General features: G+C 47.4%; 21 protein-coding genes. 9 read left to right on the top strand and 12 right to left on the bottom strand.

All coding sequences use genetic code 11. From position 1 onward, the window contains the following. Positions 1 to 42: 42 nt before the first annotated feature. The 3 genes from H591_RS0111645 to H591_RS0111635 form a co-directional block, all read right to left on the bottom strand. The gene (locus H591_RS0111645) at positions 43 to 1827 is read right to left on the bottom strand and encodes an ABC transporter ATP-binding protein (protein WP_022967141.1); all 1785 of its coding nucleotides are present in this window, start codon (positions 1825 to 1827) and stop codon (positions 43 to 45) included. Further along, complete coding sequence (locus H591_RS0111640; RefSeq protein ID WP_022967140.1) at positions 1814 to 2452, bottom strand: DsbA family protein; 639 nt, start codon at positions 2450 to 2452, stop codon at positions 1814 to 1816. The genes H591_RS0111645 and H591_RS0111640 overlap by 14 nt, the downstream gene beginning before the upstream one ends. A 257-nt stretch (positions 2453 to 2709) precedes the next feature. Next, positions 2710 to 4746 carry an NADPH-dependent 2,4-dienoyl-CoA reductase gene (locus H591_RS0111635; RefSeq protein WP_022967139.1) on the bottom strand — a complete coding sequence of 679 codons (2037 nt, stop codon included), beginning with the start codon at positions 4744 to 4746 and terminating at the stop codon, positions 2710 to 2712. Between the two features lie 180 nt (positions 4747 to 4926). On the opposite strand from H591_RS0111635, the gene H591_RS0111630 reads away from it, so the two are divergent. From H591_RS0111630 to H591_RS0111620, 3 genes are all read left to right on the top strand, one after another. Next, positions 4927 to 5967: an AraC family transcriptional regulator gene (locus tag H591_RS0111630; protein WP_022967138.1), complete on the top strand. Its 1041-nt coding sequence runs from the start codon at positions 4927 to 4929 to the stop codon at positions 5965 to 5967. Positions 5968 to 6172: 205 nt separating this feature from the next. Continuing rightward, the gene (gene nagB, locus H591_RS0111625; protein WP_022967137.1) at positions 6173 to 6922 is read left to right on the top strand and encodes a glucosamine-6-phosphate deaminase; all 750 of its coding nucleotides are present in this window, start codon (positions 6173 to 6175) and stop codon (positions 6920 to 6922) included. A 25-nt stretch (positions 6923 to 6947) separates the two neighbouring features. Further along, on the top strand, positions 6948 to 7628 hold the full coding sequence (locus H591_RS0111620; protein WP_022967136.1) for a DUF4197 domain-containing protein: 681 nt from the start codon (positions 6948 to 6950) through the stop codon (positions 7626 to 7628). 94 nt (positions 7629 to 7722) lie between these two features. Here the strand turns inward: H591_RS0111620 and H591_RS0111610 are convergent, their stop codons facing one another. Next, positions 7723 to 8499 (bottom strand): ferredoxin--NADP reductase, encoded by a 777-nt coding sequence (locus H591_RS0111610; RefSeq protein WP_022967134.1) that lies wholly within the window; start codon positions 8497 to 8499, stop codon positions 7723 to 7725. Between the two features lie 98 nt (positions 8500 to 8597). Here H591_RS0111610 and H591_RS0111605 point away from each other — a divergent pair, with 98 nt between their 5' ends. Continuing rightward, on the top strand, positions 8598 to 9524 hold the full coding sequence (locus H591_RS0111605; protein ID WP_022967133.1) for a LysR family transcriptional regulator: 927 nt from the start codon (positions 8598 to 8600) through the stop codon (positions 9522 to 9524). Positions 9525 to 10311: 787 nt separating this feature from the next. Here H591_RS0111605 and H591_RS0111600 read toward each other — a convergent pair. After that, positions 10312 to 10677, bottom strand: a complete 366-nt coding sequence (locus H591_RS0111600) for a glutathione S-transferase N-terminal domain-containing protein (RefSeq protein WP_022967132.1) — start codon at positions 10675 to 10677, stop codon at positions 10312 to 10314. Between the two features lie 129 nt (positions 10678 to 10806). On the opposite strand from H591_RS0111600, the gene H591_RS0111595 reads away from it, so the two are divergent. Continuing rightward, positions 10807 to 11022: a DUF3820 family protein gene (locus H591_RS0111595; protein WP_022967131.1), complete on the top strand. Its 216-nt coding sequence runs from the start codon at positions 10807 to 10809 to the stop codon at positions 11020 to 11022. A 33-nt stretch (positions 11023 to 11055) separates the two neighbouring features. Here H591_RS0111595 and dbpA read toward each other — a convergent pair whose 3' ends face one another. Both dbpA and epmB read right to left on the bottom strand, forming a co-directional pair. Further along, positions 11056 to 12438 (bottom strand): ATP-dependent RNA helicase DbpA, encoded by a 1383-nt coding sequence (dbpA, locus tag H591_RS0111590; RefSeq protein WP_022967130.1) that lies wholly within the window; start codon positions 12436 to 12438, stop codon positions 11056 to 11058. Between the two features lie 82 nt (positions 12439 to 12520). Continuing rightward, positions 12521 to 13540 (bottom strand): EF-P beta-lysylation protein EpmB, encoded by a 1020-nt coding sequence (epmB, locus tag H591_RS0111585; RefSeq protein WP_022967129.1) that lies wholly within the window; start codon positions 13538 to 13540, stop codon positions 12521 to 12523. Positions 13541 to 13575: 35 nt separating this feature from the next. Between epmB and efp the strand changes: the two genes are divergently transcribed. The 4 genes from efp (at position 13576) to H591_RS0111565 (ending at position 16575) form a co-directional block, all read left to right on the top strand. After that, positions 13576 to 14142 (top strand): elongation factor P, encoded by a 567-nt coding sequence (gene efp, locus H591_RS0111580; RefSeq protein WP_022967128.1) that lies wholly within the window; start codon positions 13576 to 13578, stop codon positions 14140 to 14142. 56 nt (positions 14143 to 14198) lie between these two features. Then, positions 14199 to 15128: an EF-P lysine aminoacylase EpmA gene (epmA, locus tag H591_RS0111575; protein WP_022967127.1), complete on the top strand. Its 930-nt coding sequence runs from the start codon at positions 14199 to 14201 to the stop codon at positions 15126 to 15128. Between the two features lie 96 nt (positions 15129 to 15224). Beyond that, on the top strand, positions 15225 to 16010 hold the full coding sequence (locus tag H591_RS0111570; RefSeq protein WP_022967126.1) for an alpha/beta fold hydrolase: 786 nt from the start codon (positions 15225 to 15227) through the stop codon (positions 16008 to 16010). 7 nt (positions 16011 to 16017) lie between these two features. Continuing rightward, positions 16018 to 16575 carry a peptidylprolyl isomerase gene (locus tag H591_RS0111565; protein ID WP_028244385.1) on the top strand — a complete coding sequence of 186 codons (558 nt, stop codon included), beginning with the start codon at positions 16018 to 16020 and terminating at the stop codon, positions 16573 to 16575. 65 nt (positions 16576 to 16640) lie between these two features. Here H591_RS0111565 and flgE read toward each other — a convergent pair whose 3' ends face one another. The 5 genes from flgE to H591_RS0111540 form a co-directional block, all read right to left on the bottom strand. Further along, on the bottom strand, positions 16641 to 17909 hold the full coding sequence (flgE, locus tag H591_RS0111560) for a flagellar hook protein FlgE (protein ID WP_022967124.1): 1269 nt from the start codon (positions 17907 to 17909) through the stop codon (positions 16641 to 16643). 45 nt (positions 17910 to 17954) lie between these two features. Further along, positions 17955 to 18632: a flagellar hook assembly protein FlgD gene (flgD, locus tag H591_RS0111555; RefSeq protein WP_022967123.1), complete on the bottom strand. Its 678-nt coding sequence runs from the start codon at positions 18630 to 18632 to the stop codon at positions 17955 to 17957. A 16-nt stretch (positions 18633 to 18648) separates the two neighbouring features. Beyond that, positions 18649 to 19098, bottom strand: coding sequence for a flagellar basal body rod protein FlgC (gene flgC / locus H591_RS0111550; protein ID WP_022967122.1), 450 nt, complete (start codon positions 19096 to 19098; stop codon positions 18649 to 18651). Positions 19099 to 19111: 13 nt separating this feature from the next. Continuing rightward, positions 19112 to 19519 (bottom strand): flagellar basal body rod protein FlgB, encoded by a 408-nt coding sequence (gene flgB / locus H591_RS0111545; RefSeq protein WP_022967121.1) that lies wholly within the window; start codon positions 19517 to 19519, stop codon positions 19112 to 19114. Between the two features lie 202 nt (positions 19520 to 19721). Beyond that, positions 19722 to 20162, bottom strand: a complete 441-nt coding sequence (locus H591_RS0111540) for a YtoQ family protein (RefSeq protein WP_022967120.1) — start codon at positions 20160 to 20162, stop codon at positions 19722 to 19724. Positions 20163 to 20183: the final 21 nt, after the last annotated feature.

Genomic DNA, 20183 nt, shown 5'->3' with positions numbered 1-20183 from the left:
GTTTATTAATGATAATTTTCAGTTTACAGACGCACTGTATTTTTAACACTGCAAAGTACCGTACAACTGTGCATACAAGCCCTCTTCATTCAGCAGCTGCTGGTGTGTACCATCTTCAGCCACTTGGCCATCAGCAAGAACCAAAATTCGATCTGCTTGTTTCACCGCACTTAAGCGGTGGGCAATAATCAAGGTTGTGCGTCCTGCCAAAAACTGATTCAGCGCTTCATGCACCGCAAACTCAGTAGCGCTGTCTAATGCAGAAGTGGCTTCATCTAAAATAACCACTTTAGGATCGCTCAAGACCATCCGCGCAATGGCTAAACGCTGCCTTTGTCCACCGGATAAACGCACACCGGCTCGACCAATAATACTATCCAGGCCTGCCGGTAGCATTTTTACAGTCTGCGCCAACTGGGCAATGGTTAACGCCTGCCAGCACGCTTGATCGCTGTACTCTCGCCCCATACATAAATTAGCGCGTAAGCTATCGTTAAATAACGCAGGCGCTTGTAAAACCACCGCTACATGCTCGCGCACACAGGCTAAGCCTGTCTCCTGCAGGGCTGCGTCGGCATAACGAATAGAGCCTGATTGCGCAGTATACAATCCCAGCAGCAGCTGTACTAAAGTGCTTTTGCCGCCACCACTAGCGCCAACAATCGCGACTTTCTCACCCGCAGCAATGTTAAAACTTAAGCCACTTAGAACCTGCTCTTCGCCATAAGAAAAACGCAGATCTTCAACACTGATAGAAACAGTTTGCCGTCCCGCAAACGGGTTCTTAGTGGCGGGATAATCGACTTCATCTTGACGCTCAAGTAATTGATTAATTCGCACCATCGCGCCATCAGCCGCATAGAAAGCATACTGCAGATTGAGCAACTGCTCGATTGGGCCAATCATAAACCACAGATAACTGAACACCGCAAGCATCTGGCCAATCGATAAATCAGAAAACAACACGGTGAGCATCGCCACCGCACGAAAAATATCAATGCCGTACTGAAACAACAATGCACTAGCACGTGAAGAAATATCAGTTTTCCATTGGGAGTTAATCGCGCGATCGCGTACGTGCTTAGCGCGATTTAATAAACGTTGAAAAAAATACTCCTGATGATTACCGGCGCGCACCTCTTGAATCGCATCTAAGGTTTCATTTAACGCTTGGGTAAACACTGCAGTACTATCGTTTTCCAGTTTCTTCAGGTGTTTCACCCGCTTACCTAACTTAATGGTGAAATACACTACGATCGGATTGAGCAATAGAATCAACAATGCCAACTGCCAATGCATCCACAGCAGCACACTGGCGGTGCCGAGCAAGGTCAACATCGACACCAAAAAGCGGCTTAGGGTTTCGCCAATAAATTTATCTAGCGTTTCTAAATCAGTAACCAGATGCGTGGTAACTGTACCGCTGCCCAGACTTTCGTATTCGCTCAGTGAAATGCGCTTAAGCCGCCCCAGCAAACGCTGACGAATCTGATACACCACATCTTTTGAGAGGTGAGTAAACATCTTGCTTTGGCCGACGTTAAACACCAACGAGCAAAGCCGCAAAACGAAGGTCAGCACCAGCATAAAACCAATATAGCCAACCGCCTGCTGCCAGATACTCGGCAGCCAACGATCCATTAACTCGAGGGCCTGCCCGCCCTGCCCGAGCAGCACTTCATCCACCAACAACGGCAGCAACAAAGGTATCGGCACACTGCACAGGGTGGCCAGCACGGCCAAAATATTAGCTAGAATTAAACTACGTTTATGTTGCACAGCTAAGCGACGAATTTGCGCCCAGCTGATTTGATCAGGTGCTAGCATTAATTGAAATCCAACGACTTAAGAGCGGTTCAAGCGCCGCATAGGGCTGATAACCATTGGTGATTAAGGCATATTGCTGCTGATGCTCGGCAAGCAATGTTGGAAAACCACGCACCGCTAATTGACTCACCCAAGCAAAGTCTGCCTGTGTTTGTGCTTGCGTATCCGCAGCATCAAACGCCAAACAAAAAGCATCATGGTCGTAGCCTGCCTGCAGCGCCAGCTCACGCAACACGCTAGGCTGAGTAATGTCTTGTGCGCCTTGATAAAACGCCTGTTGCAGACGATTGAGAAAAGGAAACAAACGAGTCTCATCAAGCTCACGCGCAACCACTAAAGCGCGGCAAGCCGGCTCAGTGTTATAGACAAAACCTGCCGGCAGCGCACGCTCAAAATCAAAAGGCTGCCCTGTCGCCTCTGCCACTGCTCGCCAGTGCTGCAAAATATAGTCGCGCTTACTCTGATCCAAGACAGCTTGTTGCCCAGTGCGCAAACCACCGACTCGCAAGCTCACCTTAACGCCGGCCTCCTCGGCCTGTTTCAGCACCTCCTGCAACACCGGATTAAAGCCCCAACACCAAGAACACATGGGGTCCATAATATAAATCAGCTGCGGGCTATGCATAATGTTCTCCAAAGGCTACTCAATACGTTCAAAAGCCTTAAGCGAGCGCTCTTGAGATCAAAGCGAGAATGGTTTTGCTTGATTAAGAAGTAAGAGTTTACCCGATTCAGTCAGGTGTTTAAGGTTTTAATCCGACTTGCCTGTGCAGCCAAATCAATTTCAATTTAAGAATTCACTCGAAAAAAGCGTTCACCCATACAAAAACAGCGCTGCAAGTTTTCACCTGCAGCGCTGTCTATTCATCGGTAACACAAGGTTTACAAAGCAGCAGCAACCCGCGAACCTTGATCAATGGCACGCTTAGCATCAAGCTCAGCAGCAACATCAGCACCACCGACCAAATGCACAGTCACGCCAGCGCTTTCAAGATCAGCTTGCAATTCACGCAAAGGCGTTTGCCCAGCACAGAGAATCACATTATCAACCGCGAGAACTTGTGGCTCACCACCTTCAATGCTGACATGCAAGCCAGCATCATCAACACCCAAGTATTCAACACTGGAAAGCATTTCAACATTCTTATTTTTCAAACCAGCGCGGTGAATCCAGCCTGTGGTTTTACCTAAACCAGCACCCACTTTAGTCTTCTTACGCTGGAGCAAATACACCTGACGCGCGGCAGCTTCAACTTGCGGCTCAACACCTTCAATACCACCGCGCGCATTCAAACCAAGATCAATCCCCCACTCTTTCCAGAATGCTTCACGGTCTAAACTGGTTGACTCGCCACTGTGTGTAATTAACTCCGAGACATCAAAACCAATACCTCCGGCACCAATCACCGCAACGCGCTTACCAACCGGCTTGCGGCCTAGAATTGCATCGAGATAACTAATGACTTTCGGATGATCAATGCCAGGGATCTCAGGTACGCGCGGCACGATACCGGTCGCCAAGACCACTTCATCAAAACCTTGCGCCAGTAACTCTTGCGCATTGACACGCTTATTGAGTTGCACATTAACCTTAGTCGATTGCAGTTTCTGCTGAAAGTAACGCAGCGTTTCAAAAAACTCTTCTTTACCTGGAATCAACTTCGCCACATTAAACTGACCGCCAATCGCACTGGCTGAGTCAAACAAGGTCACTTCGTGACCACGCTCTGCCGCCACAGTGGCAGCAGCCAGACCTGCAGGTCCGGCACCGACCACAGCAATCTTTTTCACTGCAGTGGTTGGAATATAATTGAGTTCAGTTTCATGACAAGCACGTGGATTAACTAGACAGGTGGTTAATTTTCCAGCAAAAGTATGGTCCAAACAGGCTTGGTTACAACCGATACAAGTATTGATTTCATCTGCTTTACCGGCTGCAGCCTTGTTGACAAACTCAGGGTCAGCCAAGAAAGGACGCGCCATGGAAATCATATCGGCATCATTTTCTGCTAAAGCACGCTCAGCCACTTCAGGTGTATTGATACGGTTGGTCGCCACTAATGGAATAGAAACTTCGCCACGTAACTTCGCCGTCACTTTAGTAAACGCACCACGCGGAACCTTGGTCGCGATAGTTGGAATTCGAGCTTCGTGCCAGCCGATACCGGTATTCAAAATGGTTGCGCCAGCTGCTTCAATCGCTTTAGCCAACAGCACAACTTCTTCCCAGTTACTGCCTTTTTCGATCAGATCAAGCATCGATAAACGGTAAATGATAATAAAGTCAGTACCTACCGCTTCACGTACACGACGGACGATCTCTACCGCTAAACGCATACGGTTTTCGTAGCTACCGCCCCAGCGGTCGGTGCGGTGGTTGGTATGTGCGGCGAGGAACTGGTTAATGAAGTAGCCTTCAGAGCCCATAATCTCAACACCGTCATAGTTGGCGGATTGAGCTAAAACAGCGCAATTTACAAAGTCTTTAATTTGTTTCTCAATGCCTTCTTCATCCAACTCATGGGGTTTAAACGGATTAATGGGCGCTTGAATCGCACTCGGTGCAACGGATTTAGGGCTGTAGGCGTAACGACCAGCATGCAGGATTTGCATACAGATTTTACTGCCCGCGTCATGCACTGCTTGAGTCACGATCTTGTGCTTTTCTGCTTCTTCCGGCGTGCTTAATTTAGCTGCGCCAGCATACACACCACCTTCTTCGTTGGGGCCGATACCGCCAGTCACCATCAGACCAACGCCACCGCGCGCACGCTCAGCGAAGTAAGCAGCCATACGTTCAAAACCATTAGGGCGCTCTTCTAAACCGGTGTGCATGGAACCCATTAACACACGGTTTTTCAACGTGGTAAAACCGAGGTCCAAAGGTGACAGCAAATGTGGGTAATGTGGGTTTGACATCGTGACTCTCCAAAACAGGTACAAACACGGAATGCTGATTTTATTTAGATGCACAGATCATGCAGTAATCAGTCAAGTATTGCTCAACACAATAGACAGCTCAAGCAAGGTTCTCAATGATTATATTTAACAAAATAATGACTATAATGAACACTTATCCAATAGCAGGTTAAGATTGCCATGAACACAGCACGCCAGAGCATACGCTTAGGGGATTTATCCGTCGGTTTTGTCCATAGCATCGTTGCAGCCATTACACAGCATGGGCATGACGCTAACGCGCTACTGGAACGTTTTGATCTTGGCCCAGAACGTCTCGCTCAACCTCAAGCGCGCTTGTCTATTCCGCGCTACATGCGCCTTGGTCACGCCGCAATTCAGCTGACCAACAATCCAGCCTTAGGCTTGGTCATTGGCGAGCAGAGCTTACTCAATCAGCTTGGTCTGGCCGGAGTCACCGCAGCACAAGCACCCTCGGTGCGCGCGGCAGCCCGCTGCATTAGTCACTTTGAGCCTCTGTATGCTCAAAACTATCGTGGTGCCAGTCAATTTATTGAAGACAATCAAGGCGCTTGGTTCAGCTTTTACTCAATTGCACCCTACAATGCCTATAACTGCTTTGTGGTGGAGTCGGTATTGCTGGGTTGGATCAGCCACTTAGAGCAAGTCTGCCAGCACAGCATTGAGATTGAGTTGCTACAAATTGAATTCCCAGAACCCAGTTATGCCGATGCTTTTAGCCAACAGCTTAATTGTCCGGTTGAATTTGGCGCTGATCACAATCGCATACGCCTAAGTCAAAAAACCCTAGCACAGCTCAACCCCCAGCACTGCGCCAGCACTTGGCATGCTTTACTGCAATTATGCGAAGAGCAACTGGCATTAAAAACTCGCAGCTATAGCTTAGTCGAACAAGTCAGCAAGCTGATCGCACCCTTATTAAAAAATGGCGAGCCAAGCATTGAGCAGATTGCGCAAAGACTGCAAATACCGACCTGGACATTGCGTCGTAAACTCGCCGCGCAAGGCACACAGTTTCGTCAACTGATTAACCAAACCCGCTTTGATCTAGCCAGCAGCTATATTCGTGATACTGACTTAACTTTCGGAGAAATTACTTGGCTCTTGGGTTTTTCATCGCCAGAAGCCTTTCAGCGCGCATTTAAACGCTGGGCGAAACAAACACCAGGGGAATTTCGTAAATCAATGTTGCAACGCTAAAGAACCTAAAGAAGGCAATGCAGTCAAAGCCTTCGCTTTAACCCTGTAGCTGGCTAAAACTTTTGGAAGATACTCAAACGCTATTAAATAATCCAAATGAGTCACTCTGCAGAGTTATAGATTATCTATATACTGCAAGGCATTCACCGTTATAATTCAACTCTGCATGCCGCATGCCCTTTTTACTTTTTGGTGACACTTATTTATGTATAAAATTTTCGACACAGTCGACGAAGTTTCTCGCTACACCGCGCAACGCCTATTAGCCAAAATCAAAGCTGCGCCAACTGCTGTATTAGGCTTAGCAACTGGCAGCACGATGGAGCCTGTGTATGCGCAAATGTTAAAAGACATTCAGCAAGCACCGGTAGACTTGTCACAGCTCACCACTTTTAACTTAGATGAATACATGGGTTTAAGCGCACAGCACCCACAAAGTTATAACTATTACATGTACCAACATTTATTTAACCAACTCAATATCCCTGCGCGAAACGTGCATCTGCCTGATGGCTTAGCAAGCGACGTTGAAACAGCTTGTCAGGCCTATTCAAATGCTATCGAGGCGATGGGTGGGTTAGATTTACAGCTATTGGGCATTGGCTCAAACGGTCATATTGGTTTCAACGAGCCACAAACCTGCTTTAACAGTCGTACCCACATTGTTGAGCTCTCAGAGCAAACCCGCATTGATAACGGCCGTTTTTTTGACGATCAAAATGAAGTGCCAACCCATGCCATCACCATGGGTATTCAAGATATTTTAAATGCCAAAGAGATTATTCTAGTAGCAACCGGCAGTAACAAAACTGAAATCATGGCGCAGTTATTTGCTAGCGCGATTGATGAAGCTTTACCGGCCTCTGCGCTCAAGCAACATAAAAACTTAACTATTGTGCTGGATCGAGAAGCAGCAGCATTGCTTCCTGAGCAAGCGTTAAAAAGCGCTGTATAAGCGTTTACCCACTGAGGAAAATACCATGCGTGCGTATCTAACTGGATTCATTGGATTATTCTTTGCTGCTCAAGCCTGTGCTTTATCGCTCAATGACTTAAGCCAAAACCAAGCCGGTGACGGCATGAAAGCCATGCTGGAACAAAGTGCTCGCGTCGCGATACAGCAACTAAGTCAACCCGGTGGTTTCAATAACAACCCTGATGTGCGCATTGAGTTGCCCGGTAATCTCGGTAAAGCAGCGCGCGCAATGAAAATGCTTGGCCAGGGTAAACAAGTGACAGCGTTGGAAAACAGCATGAACCGTGCCGCCGAAGCAGCGATCCCACAAGCACAAGAGTTGTTGCTCGACGCAGTGAAAAAAATGACCATCAGCGATGCTAAAGGCATTCTTAATGGTCCTGAAAACTCAGCAACCGCTTACCTCGACAAAAGCAGCCGCGAGCAATTACGTAGCCGTTTTTTACCGATGATTGAGCAAGTCACGCAGTCTTCTGGTTTAGCGCAGCAATACAATAACTTTGCTGGACAAGCAGCCAACTTCGGTGTGATTGACGCAAAAGATGCATCGATTGAAAACTACGTGGCTGAACAAGCACTGGATGGTTTATTTACTATTATTGCTGAACAAGAAGCTTCGATTCGTCAGAATCCAACTCAAGCGGCATCTGATATCGCCAAGAAAGTGTTTGGTCTAATTCGCTAAATACCGCTTAACGTTGCAAATAAAAACACCGCTTTGCCAATGGTTGCGCAAAGCGGTGTTTTTGTATCAGCAGCAGACCAACATAAACGCAACACTACTTCTCGACAAAAGCGCGTTCAATCACATAGTCCGCAGCAACGCCTAAACGCGGTGAGACCTTGAAACCAAATTCATCGAGCATGGTACTGGTGTCATCCAGCATGGCTGGACCGCCACAGATCATTGCACGGTCATGCTCTGGATTGATTGGCGGCAAACCAATATCAGTAAACAATTTCCCACTGCGCATCAACTCAGTGATCCGTCCTTGATTACGAAAGGGTTCACGCGTCACGGTTGGGTAATAAATCAACTTATCGCGTAATTGCTCACCAAAAAACTCATTATCCGGTAAGTTTTTAGTAATGAACTCGCTGTAAGCCACTTCACTAACATGACGCACACCATGCACCAGAATCACTTTCTCAAAGCGCTCATAGGTTTCTGGGTCTTGAATCACGCTCATAAAAGGCGCAAGACCCGTCCCTGTACTTAGCAAGTAAAGGTTTTTTCCGGGCAACAAATCACTGAGCAATAAAGTACCGGTAGGTTTTTTGCTGATTTTCAAGTTATCGCCCGCTTTTAAATGCTGCAGACGTGAGGTCAGCGGACCGTCTGGCACCTTGATGCTGAAAAATTCTAAATGATCTTCATAGTTGGGGCTGGCAATTGAATAAGCACGCATCAAAGGTCGGCCTTCGACTTCAAGACCAATCATCACAAACTGCCCATTCTCAAAGCGCAAGCTTGGATCACGAGTGGTTTTAAAACTGAATAAAGTGTCATTCCAGTGATGAACACTTAAAACCTGCTCAACATTCAAATTGCTCATAACACTCTCCAGTGCAAGAAAAGATTAGTTAGAGTATAGGTTTAAAATACAAATCTGTTAAATTGATAATACGCATAAATTATATCGAGAAAACAGATATGCGATTTACTCTACGTCAATTACAAGTATTTACCCGCATCGCACAGTATCAAAGTGTCTCGCAAGCCGCAGATCAACTGGCGATGTCGCAATCAGCAGCCAGCACTGCACTAAAAGAGCTTGAGCGCAGTTATGATTGTTTACTGTTCGACCGCGCAGGAAAACGGTTAATTATCAATGCCTTAGGTCTTGAGCTATTACCTCGAGCGCGTGCATTATTAGAGCAAGCACAAGCTCTGGAAGGCTTGCTAACTGATAACCATGGCTTTGGCTCGCTTTCAGTGGGCGCAACCATGACCATTGGTAATTACTTGGCTACCTTGTTGATTGGGCACTTTATGCAGCAGCATCCGAGCTGCAAGGTGCGTCTGCATGTGCACAATACGGCGCAGATTGTCCAACAAATCGCTAGCTATCAGCTCGACTTAGGCTTGATCGAAGGTTATTACCAAGACAGCAATATTATTGCAGAGCCTTGGATTGCCGATGAATTGGTGGTTTTTTGCGCGCCGCAACATCCTCTAGCGCAGCAAGGGCATGCCAGTTTAGATGAACTGGTCAATGAAGAATGGATTGTGCGTGAGCAAGGCTCAGGTACTCGTGTGGCATTTGAGCAAGCCTTTATGCGTCATCAGCGTGCAATTAAAATCCGCTTAGAGCTGGAACACACTGAAGGTATTAAACGTGCAGTGGAGTCAGGTTTAGGTATTGGTTGTATTTCTCGGCTAGCGTTACGCGATGCTTTCAAACGCGGCAGCTTAGTGGCGATTGAAACCCCTGAGCTTAACCTCACCCGCCAATTCACTTTTATTTGGCATAAGCATAAGTATCAAACCGATGCCATGAGTGAATTTTTAAGTCTATGTCGTGGACTAACTGAAAATATTCAGCGCAGTGATCAAATCGATTTAGCGACGCTGGTTTAAGGTATGTTTTTTAACACTAGAGCGTCGTATTAGCAGGGTTTTCATAAAACAAAGTACCCGATACGATATGCGCATGTCGTACCTTGTGAGTGTTTCTGAACCCTGTACGAGCTGGCCATGCCAGCGACTGCGTCTTAATCCGAAATACGACATGCATAGAGGCGTGTGCTTAACCAAGCAAAGCATCCAGAACTATTTGCGCATGCCGCACCTTGTTAGCATCGCTTTTCCCTCAACGGATCATCCTGACCCGATTCGGGGCTACGCCATCCCTGGCTTCGCTGATCGCGACACCAACAAGGTACTCATTGATCAGTGATGTTGTGTGCGGGTCTTTAGTACGACTCTTTTAAAGCCATTATTCTGCGGAATCTTATTGGTCTGTAGCAAAGATGTATCTGTACAGCTGACTGGTACTGCAGCATTGCAAACGCTACAGATGATCAACAAGTGCTTCGAGGTGGGTGTGGTGAGCGAGCCAGGGATGACGAGCGCCGGAGTTGAACCCTGGATGGGTTCATCGGCGGATTAACACTTACCTCCGAAGTACGACATGCACAGAGTTAACCTTTTAAGCGGGGCCAAATAGCAATAACGATATCTGCATGCCTTACCTTGCTCATATCGCTTTTCCCTCAACGGATCATCCTGACCCGATTCGGGGCTACGTCATCCATTACTTCGCTGATCACGACACGAACAAGATACTTCTTAATCATTCGTACTGTTTGCAACACTGCAAAGGATCACTATCGCGGGCATGGCCCGCTCATACTTAAGTAAATATTTAAGCAAAACGCTCTTGCAGATAAGCAATGATGTCATTGGACTCATACATCCAACGGACTTCACCGTCCTCTTCAATACGTAAGCATGGCACTTTAATACGACCGCCCTGCTGCTCTAACTCTTGACGAAACTGCTGATTATTCTTCGCGTCACGCAATTCAATCTTCAGATTAAAGGCATGTATTGCACGGCGCACCTTCACACAAAACGGACACGCATTAAACTGATACAACGCCAAATGCGCAGTCGCTGCATCCACTTCAGCTTGCTGCTCAGCCGTACGCTGCAGAGGCTTTGGACGCGTCAGCCAGTCGGCAAAAATAATCAGTTGACCCAAGCCATTACGCAAACCTTTTACAATCATTTCAACTCTCTTCAAGAATAAAAGTAAGTGATGCGCTTACTGGATTTCCATCGAATGCTTGATCCGTATGCACAGCACAGTATTTTTTGAGACTATAGCAGCCCTTACCATCACACTGCAGTATCGCCCATGCAAGCTGAAGACTTAAAACGCCTCGTCACCACGCAAATGCCCTTCGGAAAATACCAAGGCCGTCTCTTGGCAGACCTACCGGGTCAATACCTAAATTGGTTTGCTAGAGAAGGCTTTCCAAAAAGCGACTTAGGCAGACTGCTAGAACTTATGCATGAAATCGATCATAACGGCTTGAGCGATTTGCTCACGCCATTACGCAAACAGAGCTAAGCTGACAGCTAGATGCCAGCTTGCACTCAGCGCTTAAAGTACGCGTATTTTTAAGCTACGGCCTTTGATTTTACCGCCTTCTAAACGCTGCTGCGTTTGTCGCGCCAGCAAGCGCTCCACAGCGACAAAAGCCTGATGATCAAAAATCGAAATTTTACCCACCTGATCACCGGTTAAACCGCCAATACCGGTCAGCGCACCGAGGATATCGCCAGGGCGTAATTTATCTTTACGACCTGCAGAAATACACAAAGTAGCCATCGCTGGTAGTAACGACTGACCATCCGACTCTTTTAACGCATTGAGAGAGTGCCAGCTCAAAGGTTTTTTCAGCTGTTCTTCAATGGCAGTGGCGCGATGACCTTCTTTAGGCCCCACCAAACTGATCGCCACACCCTTAGCGCCAGCACGACCGGTACGGCCAATACGGTGCGTATGGATTTCAGCATCGCGGGCCAACTCAACGTTAATCACCATTGGCAAGGCATCAATATCCAAACCACGCGCCGCCACATCAGTCGCTACCAGCACACTGCAACTGCGGTTACTGAACAAGGCCAACACCTGATCACGCTCACGCTGTTCTAAATCACCGTGCAACGCCAAAGCAGAGATTTTCTCACTATTGAGGTAATCAGCCAACTCTTGAGTTTGCTGCTTGGTAAAACAGAAACACACACAGGCTTCTGGACGGTAATGACGCAGAATTCGCTCGACTGCGCCTTGGCGCTGCTCAGGCATAATTTCGTAGAAATGCTGCTCGATCTGATGCTCAGCGTGTTCAATATCCGCTTGAATATGCTGCGGTTGACGTAAGAAGTTCGACGCCAACTGCTGAATACCATCAGGAAAAGTCGCCGAAAACAATAAAGTTTGGCGACGCTTGGGGGTGAACTCAATAATGTCAGCAATGCTGTCATAAAAGCCCATATCCAACATACGATCGGCTTCATCGAGCACTAAAGTGTTCAGACCGGATAAATCCAAAGTACCTTTGCGTGCATGCTCTAAAATACGCCCTGGCGTACCCACAACAATATGCACGCCATGCTCCAGCGAGCCCACTTGCGGACCAAAAGGTACGCCGCCGCACAAAGTCAGCACCTTGATATTGCCTTCGGCACGGGCTAAGCGGCGAATTTCTTTCGCCACTTGGTCAGCCAACTCACGGGTTGGGCAGAGCACCAAGGCTTGGCAACCAAAATAGCGCGGGTTGAGCGGTGACAATAAGCCAATACCAAAGGCTGCGGTTTTACCGCTACCGGTTTTGGCTTGGGCAATCACATCCATGCCTTTAAGAATTACCGGCAAGCTTTGTGCTTGAATCGCGGTCATGCTGCTGTAGCCCAAATCAGCTAAATTGGTTAACAATGCTGCCGGTAACGGCAAGCTGGCAAAATCAGTTGGTGTACTCACAAAAATTTTCTAACCTTAATAAATGCAATGTGCAGTGTAGCAAGCTGCACCTTGTTTGCGGTGGATTTGTCATCGTGCAGGTTTAAAAAGCATGCAATGGCGTTTTATGCGGCTGTCCTGCTTCCTCACGCACCAATTTCGGCACCAAATAACCGGGCAGCTGCGCCAGCATCTGTTGGTATAACCCGTAAGCTTCGCTACTACTGAGATCAAAATGCTGTGCGCCCTGCACGCGATCCAGCACGTGCAGGTAATAGGGTAATAAATGATGATCAAATAACTTTTCACTCAGCTCAATCAGCACCTCAGCGCTGTCATTCACGCCCTTGAGCAACACCGTCTGATTCAGCAAAGTCACCCCAGCTTGACGCAGTTTGCCTAGACGCTCGGCATGCATAGGCGTCAGTTCGCGCGGATGATTGACGTGCAAAACCAAACTACTGCGTAAACGCGTGCCGGTTAAAATGTGGGTTAACTGGTCAGTCAAACGTTCAGCGATGACGACCGGCAAGCGCGAATGCACCCGTAAGCGTTGCACATGCGGGATCTGCGCAATACGTTCAACCAGTTCCGCCAAGTGTTCATCCTGCAGCATCAGTGGATCACCACCGCTGAGAATCACCTCGGTGATACTTGGGTCTTGAGCAATATAAGTGAGCGCAGGCTGCCACTGTCCGCGCGCCACACGGTTTTCACTGTAAGGAAAGTGTCGGCGAAAACAATAACGGCAGTTAATCGCACAACCACTGGCGGCCAATAACAACACGCGGCCATGGTACTTATGAATCAATCCAGCCTGCACATTGGTGCTTTGTTCAGCCAAAGGATCAAGGGTAAACCCTGAGTGTAATTGTTCTTCAGCAGCCAGCGGCAAGACCTGCAGCAGCAAAGGATCACAAGGATCACCCTTACGCATGCGCTTAACAAAAGGTCGTGGCACAAACAGCGGAAACTGCAATGCCTCACTTAACCCTTCAGGAAAATCAGTCACTTGCAAATCAAGCTCAGCCAGCAACTGCTGGCTGCTGCGCAACGACTGCGCCAACACCTGCCCCCACTCCTGCTGGAAAATAACTTTTTCGGTTTGGGCTACACTAGACATTTTCACAGGACCTTAAACTTCAACAGGATTACATTATGGCTAACTATTCTAGCAACGAATTCAAACCGGGACTGCGTGTCATGGTGGATAACGAACCTTGTATCATGATTGATATCGAGTTTGTTAAGCCCGGCAAAGGCCAAGCATTTAGCCGCGTAAAATTACGCAGCATCCGTACTCAACGGGTATGGGAACGTACCTTTAAGTCTGGCGAAAGCTTAGAAAGCGCTGATATCGTTGAACGGGATATGGAGTACTTATATAGCGATGCTGAGTTTTGGTATTTCATGGCCACCGACGGTTCATTCGAACAGCTAGGTGCCAGCAGCGAAGCGGTTGGTGAAACAATTAAGTGGCTGAAAGAACAGGTTGTTTACGAAGTCACTTTGTACAACGATGCGGTGGTATCTGTAACGCCCCCAAATTTTGTTGAACTGGAGGTTGTAGAAACTGATCCAGGCTTAAAAGGTGATACCGCTCAAGGCGGCTCTAAACCAGCAACCCTCAGCACCGGTGCTGTCGTGCGTGTGCCACTGTTTATTGTCGAAGGCGAAAAACTCAAGATTGATACGCGCAGTGGTGAGTACGTCAGCCGCGCCTAAGTTTACACCATAGCTCAAGGGCGTAACCCTGCGCCCTTTTTATAAGGATAGAGACCATGAGCACTTGGTCACCCAGTGCCAGTCGTGATGCGCTAATGGCACGTCAACAGATGTACCGCTCAATTCGCGAGTTTTTCTATACGCGCTCGGTACTCGAGGTGGAAACCCCACTGCTGTCACAAGCCCCAGTTGCCGATCCTAATATCACGCCCATGCAAGCTGGGCAGCGCTGGCTGCATACCTCGCCTGAATATGCGATGAAGCGGCTACTTTGCGCGGGTTACGGGGATATCTATCAGATCTGTAAAGTCTTTCGTGAGGGTGAAGCCGGTAAACGTCACAACCCAGAGTTCAGCATGCTGGAATGGTATCGCGTCGGTTGGACGCATCAACAACTGATGGAAGAAGTGGCGCAACTGTTGCAAATGTTATTAGCAGAACGTTTTAGCACCCTGCCGACTCTGCATCTCAGCTACGCCCAAGCATTGCAAAGTTACGCGCAACTCGATGTGCATCACTGCGGTGATCAAGTCATTGCCAGACATGGACAAGCATTAGCCAATGCTGATTTAGACTTAGACCGTGATGGTTGGCTCGATGTGATTATGAGTCATCAAGTAGAGCCCGCACTACCCCACAACACTTTAATCTTTATTGACCAGTTCCCAGCCTCACAAGCCGCCCTAGCTAAGCTCGCCAACAATGAGCAGGGCGTGCTCATCGCACAGCGCTTTGAAGTGTTTTTTAATGGCATGGAGCTGGCGAACGGCTATCAAGAACTGACCGATGCACAGCAACAACTGCAACGCTTCAAGCATGAATTACAAGGCACCCAGCGCTCGCATGATGCACTTCTGATTGCAGCGTTAGAGCATGGCTTGCCCGATTGCGCAGGGGTTGCTCTAGGCTTAGACCGAGTTTTATTACATTTATTAGACGCACAAAGCATTGCCCAAGTACTCAGCTTTGAGTGGCAACGCGCATAATCGCGCACAATCAACCTATTGCTGTACTGCCTTGGCGATCAACAAGCTAAACTAAGCAATATATTGTTATGTCATTTAGCTTTAAAGGTTATTCAAATGTCCTACTTTAATCAGCAAGGCTGCCAAATTTATTACGAAGACGTAGGGCGCGGTGAGCCAGTCATTCTGATCCACGGACTGGGCTCCAGCACCAAAGACTGGGAATATCAAATCCCAGAATTACAAAAAGACTTTCGCGTGATTGCCGTTGATGTACGTGGTCATGGCCGCTCTGGCAAACCTGTGCAAACCTATAGTATCCCCTCCTTTGCCGACGATATTTTTGCGCTGATTCAGCATTTAAAACTGCAGAAACCGCATGTGATTGGTATTTCAATGGGCGGCATGATTGCCTTTCAGTTAGCCGTTGATAATCCAGGATTACTGGGCAGCTTGACCATTGTTAATAGCGGGCCGGAAGTCAAGCCACGCAGCATCAAGCAATGGTTGGAAGTGGTAAAGCGTAAGTTGCTCTCACGCTTTTTAAGCCTTGAGCAAATCGGCAAAGCCTTAGGCGGTTTACTCTTTCCACGTCCTGAACAAGCGCACTTACGGCAAAAGATTGAAGAGCGCTGGCAACTGAATGATAAGCGCGCTTATTTAGCTAGCCTAGATGCCATCATTGGCTGGAGTGTACGCGAGCGGATTTCCAGCATTCTGTGCCCCACCTTGGTCATTAGCGCTGATAAGGACTACACACCGGTTGCCGACAAAGAAGCGTATGTTGCGCAAATGCCTCATGCTAAACTGCTGGTGATTGAACAATCGCGACATGCAACACCTCTTGATCAACCCGAACGTTTTAACCAAGCGTTAGTGAATTTTTTAAACTCGATAAAGTGAGGAACCTATGCTCAAGAAACTTCTACTGACTGGCTGTATGTTGCTTATGACGGCAAATGTCTTTGCAGCGGATAATCCGCACGTGGTGATCAACACCAGTTTTGGCGAGATTGAACTGGAGCTAGAAGCAGAAAAAGCCCCCATCACGGTAAACAACTTTCTGGATTATGTTGATGCTGAGCGCTATGACGGCACTATATTTCACCGTGTGATTGCAAACTTCATGATTCAAGGCGGCGGCTTTGACAGTTATATGCAACAAAAAGCCACTAAATCTGCAATTAAAAATGAAGCTGACAATGGCTTAAAAAACAACCGTGGTACCGTTGCGATGGCGCGCACCCAAGCGCCTGACTCAGCCACTATGCAGTTTTTTATTAACCATGCAGACAATGACTTCTTAAACCACAGCAGCCGCGATTTTGGCTATGCGGTATTTGCTAAAGTTGTTCGTGGTATGGATGTTGTTGATCAAATTGCTCAAGTCAAAACCAGCACCTACGGCATGCACCAAAATGTGCCAACTGATCCAATTGTGATCAAAAGCATTAAACGTGTTGAGTAACAAAATGACCGCAAACAAAAAACGCGCTTGAAAGCGCGTTTTTTGTTTCAGAAAGATAAGCGATCTTAACGCAAATTAAGAATAGTCTGGGTAATCGCACTTTCAGTTTCAATCGTTTTAGCGTTGGCCTGATAGTTACGCTGCGCAACGATCAAATTCACTAGCTGATCTGACAACTCAACGTTGGAGTCCTCCAAGGCTCCAGCCTGAATCGCACCTAAAGTCCCTGTACGTCCTGGGTTAGGTACTGGTTCACCAGATGCTAACGACTGTACCCACTGAGTTTTACCTACCGGAGTTAATCCTTGTACGTTAGCAAAATCAACCAGTATAACTTGCCCTTGCACCTTGGATTGACCGTTAGTATAACGCGCAAAAATCATTCCAGTATCGTCAATTTCAATCCCCGCTAGCTCACCTGTTGTGTAACCATCCTGCGCTACCGCGTTCACCGCAAAGGCATTCGCAAACTGCGTTGCATTACGCATATCTAAGGTCATTCCGCCGGCATTAGAATCAGCACCGTTTGCCGTTGCTGTTGGCGGTGTTCCTTTTAACGCTGAAGGTATCCAAGCACTTAAGTCAACTGTACTAGGCCCCTGCAACTTACCAGCGCTATCAAATGTCAACGTACTTGTAAGCGGCGTAGTCAAAGTTGGATCATCTGGCCTCACACCATCAATCAAAACATGCATATCCCAACTATTTGCCCCAGTTTTTACAAAATATTGGGTCAGCGCATGCGCGTTACCTTGTGTATCGTAAATATTGGTTGAAGTAGACGAGTTATAGCTTTTAGGGTCAGTCGCAGAAAAAGGTGTATTAATTGGCGCGTCATTTGTAGAGTTTAGATTAAATGACTGCTCAATTTTACTGGTCGGTTTTGGCTCTTGGCTAGAGGTTTTAATCTGCAAGTTAGAGACATCACCGACTTTTAGCTCGCCATTAGCATCTGTAGTATAACCCTGTAGATTGTAGCCAAAATTATCAACAATAAAGCCTTCACGGTCAGTACCAAAATAACCCGCGCGCGAATAACTGATCGCACCGTTATTACTGACTTGGAAAAAGCCGTTACCGTTAATGGCCAAATCGAGAGCATTTTGTGTGTAGTTAATGTTGCCCTGATTAAACAACTGCGACACATTTGATAGCAACACACCGCTACCTTGTTGATTTTTTCCTGTACCCAGTACTGATGCCGCATACACATCAGAAAACTCTGCACGCGACTGCTTAAAGCCTGCAGTCCCAGCGTTAGCAATATTATTACCGGTAACGTTGAGGTCTTTAGTGGCAGCGCGTAAGCCACTGAGGCCGATATTAAATGACATGTTGTTCTCCTTGCCGGTCGTCCGACAGCTGGCAATTATTTAAAATCACTGACCAATAATCTGTACTTGCGAGAGTGGCACTGCGCCCAATCCTGCTAAATTCAATAACAGCTCACCACCACCTTGCCCAAGCGTCACGCTATCCACGTTGGCCGGTAGCAAGGTGTACAGACCTTTAGTTTCACCATTGATACTGGCTTGCGCTTCAAACCTATAGGTACCCGGCTTCATAATTTCGCCATCACTATTTTTACCGTCCCACATAAAGCTCACTTGGCCAGCCTCTTGCGCCCCCATATTAATCCGCGTCGCTAAAGAGCCATCTGCGCTATACACGTTGACATATACATTACTGCTGCTCTGCGGTAACACCAAACTAGCTTTAAAGGTTTCCGAAGTATCCACTACTGCCTTTTCAATCGGAACAATCACTTTACGCCCGACCAGCGAAGAGGCCTGTAGCGCTTGCGAGGACTGATAGCCCGACATAATGGTCTGCATGCTGCCATTAAGCTTTTCAACACCCTCCACCGTACTGAACTGCGCCAATTGGGCAATAAAATCACCGTTACTTTGTGGCTCTAGCGGGTTTTGGTTATTCAATTGGGCAACTAATAGTTCTAAGAACTCGTTTTTGCCTAACTCTTCTTTTCCTGCGGCCTTGGTCGAATGTTGGTATTGATCCAACACAGCACCCGCGGCGCTAACTCCTGCTGCACTCATTGCTGCCTCCTCGGGCTTACTGGCCTAATGAGAGTACGCGCTGCATCATCTGCTTAGCGGTATTCATCATTTCGACGTTGGTTTGAAACGCACGGCTGGCGGAAATCATGTCAGCCATTTCCTCAACTACGTTAACGTTCGGATAAAAAACATAGCCATCCGCATTCGCAGATGGATGGTTAGGTTCGTAGCGTGGTTGCAATTCACTTTGATCTTCAATAATCCCCATGACCTGCACACCTGCTCCTGCCTGATCTTGATCAGCAAACAAAGAGGCTTGGCCTTGAGCACCATTTAAATTTTCTTGAAACATAGTGGCAAACACAGGGTGCCGCGCACGATAGGTTTGATCGATGCTAGATGACACCGTTTCGGCATTGGCAATATTGCTAGAAATAGTATTTAAGCGCGTGCTTTGTGCGCTCATACCGCTGCCGGCAATGTGGAAAACGCTGGAAAGGGACATAAATAATTACTCCTTAGTCGCCGCGCAGGGCTGTCATCAGCCCTTTGAACTTGCTGTTTAATAGTGTGAAACTTGCTTGAAACTGCACCGCATTTTCTGCATAAGTGGACTGTTCAACTTGCAAATCAACACTGTTTTGATCAATGGATGCATGATGAGGATTACGAAAGCGCAACGCAGGGTCAGCTAACTGTAACGGCTCAACGTCAAAATGCTGACTATTGGTACGCTGCATCAACGGCTGTTTCTGCGCGTGCTGATCGGCTTGTGCGGATAACACACTGGCAAAATCTAAATCGCGTGCTTTGTAGTGCGGGGTATCAGCATTAGCGATATTATTAGCCAGAACTTCAGCACGCTGCGCGCGAAAGCCCAGTGCTTTTTCATGGATGCCTAAGGCTTTATCGAAATTGATGCTCATAACGCCACACCTGCTTTGCAATTCATCTTGCCTATTACTAAGCAATAGTTATGCCAGAGTGTGACTCACATATAAATCAATAGGTTACATAGAAATTGCTTGTCAATTATATGACTAGTCGGCGCTTTATTGCCGTTTGACAGCATCCTGAACAGGAGAAAAGAACAGGCGGCAAAGACTTACCGCCTGGCACCACCGAAAGTTACGCTTGAGTCGTATAACGCAAAATTTCGACAACCTGTGCAGGCGTCGTCGCCCACGCCATTGCTGCGGCATCAACTTCTTTGAGCGGGTGAATAATATCTTCTGCATGCAAGGTTACGTAGGGTTTACCCAGCGCAGCGCAATAGCCTGCATCAAAGGCAGCATTCCACTGTTTGTATTTATCACCAAAACGCACTACCACAAGATCACTTTGCTCGATCAGGGTTTTAGTGCGGATTGCATTGACTTTCGCGGACTGATGATCGCGCCAAAAACTCTGCTCTTGCGCGCCTAAATGATCACCTGCTGCGTCGCTCGCAGCATGATCAGTCACGGCTGAAGTGAAGGTAATATCTAAACCTAAAGCTTCAGCACCCTGCTGAATCTCTTCACGCCATGATGTGTGAATTTCTCCAGAAAGATACACAGTAAAACTCATGGTTATTTCTCCTTAATTACT

Origin of the sequence: Denitrificimonas caeni DSM 24390, assembly GCF_000421765.1 — a bacterium.
Taxonomy (GTDB): Bacteria; Pseudomonadota; Gammaproteobacteria; order Pseudomonadales; family Pseudomonadaceae; genus Denitrificimonas; species Denitrificimonas caeni.
Note: the sequence above shows the minus strand (reverse complement) of the source record. Positions and strands in the feature narration are given on the sequence as shown.

Coding starts and splice junctions, on each gene's coding strand:
- H591_RS0111645 (WP_022967141.1), bottom strand. CDS start 1,827: ATGCTAGCACCTGATCAAATCAGCTGGGCGCAAATTCGTCGCTTAGCT.
- H591_RS0111640 (WP_022967140.1), bottom strand. CDS start 2,452: ATGCATAGCCCGCAGCTGATTTATATTATGGACCCCATGTGTTCTTGG.
- H591_RS0111635 (WP_022967139.1), bottom strand. CDS start 4,746: ATGTCAAACCCACATTACCCACATTTGCTGTCACCTTTGGACCTCGGT.
- H591_RS0111630 (WP_022967138.1), top strand. CDS start 4,927: ATGAACACAGCACGCCAGAGCATACGCTTAGGGGATTTATCCGTCGGT.
- nagB (WP_022967137.1), top strand. CDS start 6,173: ATGTATAAAATTTTCGACACAGTCGACGAAGTTTCTCGCTACACCGCG.
- H591_RS0111620 (WP_022967136.1), top strand. CDS start 6,948: ATGCGTGCGTATCTAACTGGATTCATTGGATTATTCTTTGCTGCTCAA.
- H591_RS0111610 (WP_022967134.1), bottom strand. CDS start 8,499: ATGAGCAATTTGAATGTTGAGCAGGTTTTAAGTGTTCATCACTGGAAT.
- H591_RS0111605 (WP_022967133.1), top strand. CDS start 8,598: ATGCGATTTACTCTACGTCAATTACAAGTATTTACCCGCATCGCACAG.
- H591_RS0111600 (WP_022967132.1), bottom strand. CDS start 10,677: ATGATTGTAAAAGGTTTGCGTAATGGCTTGGGTCAACTGATTATTTTT.
- H591_RS0111595 (WP_022967131.1), top strand. CDS start 10,807: ATGCAAGCTGAAGACTTAAAACGCCTCGTCACCACGCAAATGCCCTTC.
- epmB (WP_022967129.1), bottom strand. CDS start 13,540: ATGTCTAGTGTAGCCCAAACCGAAAAAGTTATTTTCCAGCAGGAGTGG.
- efp (WP_022967128.1), top strand. CDS start 13,576: ATGGCTAACTATTCTAGCAACGAATTCAAACCGGGACTGCGTGTCATG.
- epmA (WP_022967127.1), top strand. CDS start 14,199: ATGAGCACTTGGTCACCCAGTGCCAGTCGTGATGCGCTAATGGCACGT.
- H591_RS0111570 (WP_022967126.1), top strand. CDS start 15,225: ATGTCCTACTTTAATCAGCAAGGCTGCCAAATTTATTACGAAGACGTA.
- H591_RS0111565 (WP_028244385.1), top strand. CDS start 16,018: ATGCTCAAGAAACTTCTACTGACTGGCTGTATGTTGCTTATGACGGCA.
- flgE (WP_022967124.1), bottom strand. CDS start 17,909: ATGTCATTTAATATCGGCCTCAGTGGCTTACGCGCTGCCACTAAAGAC.
- flgD (WP_022967123.1), bottom strand. CDS start 18,632: ATGAGTGCAGCAGGAGTTAGCGCCGCGGGTGCTGTGTTGGATCAATAC.
- flgC (WP_022967122.1), bottom strand. CDS start 19,098: ATGTCCCTTTCCAGCGTTTTCCACATTGCCGGCAGCGGTATGAGCGCA.
- flgB (WP_022967121.1), bottom strand. CDS start 19,519: ATGAGCATCAATTTCGATAAAGCCTTAGGCATCCATGAAAAAGCACTG.
- H591_RS0111540 (WP_022967120.1), bottom strand. CDS start 20,162: ATGAGTTTTACTGTGTATCTTTCTGGAGAAATTCACACATCATGGCGT.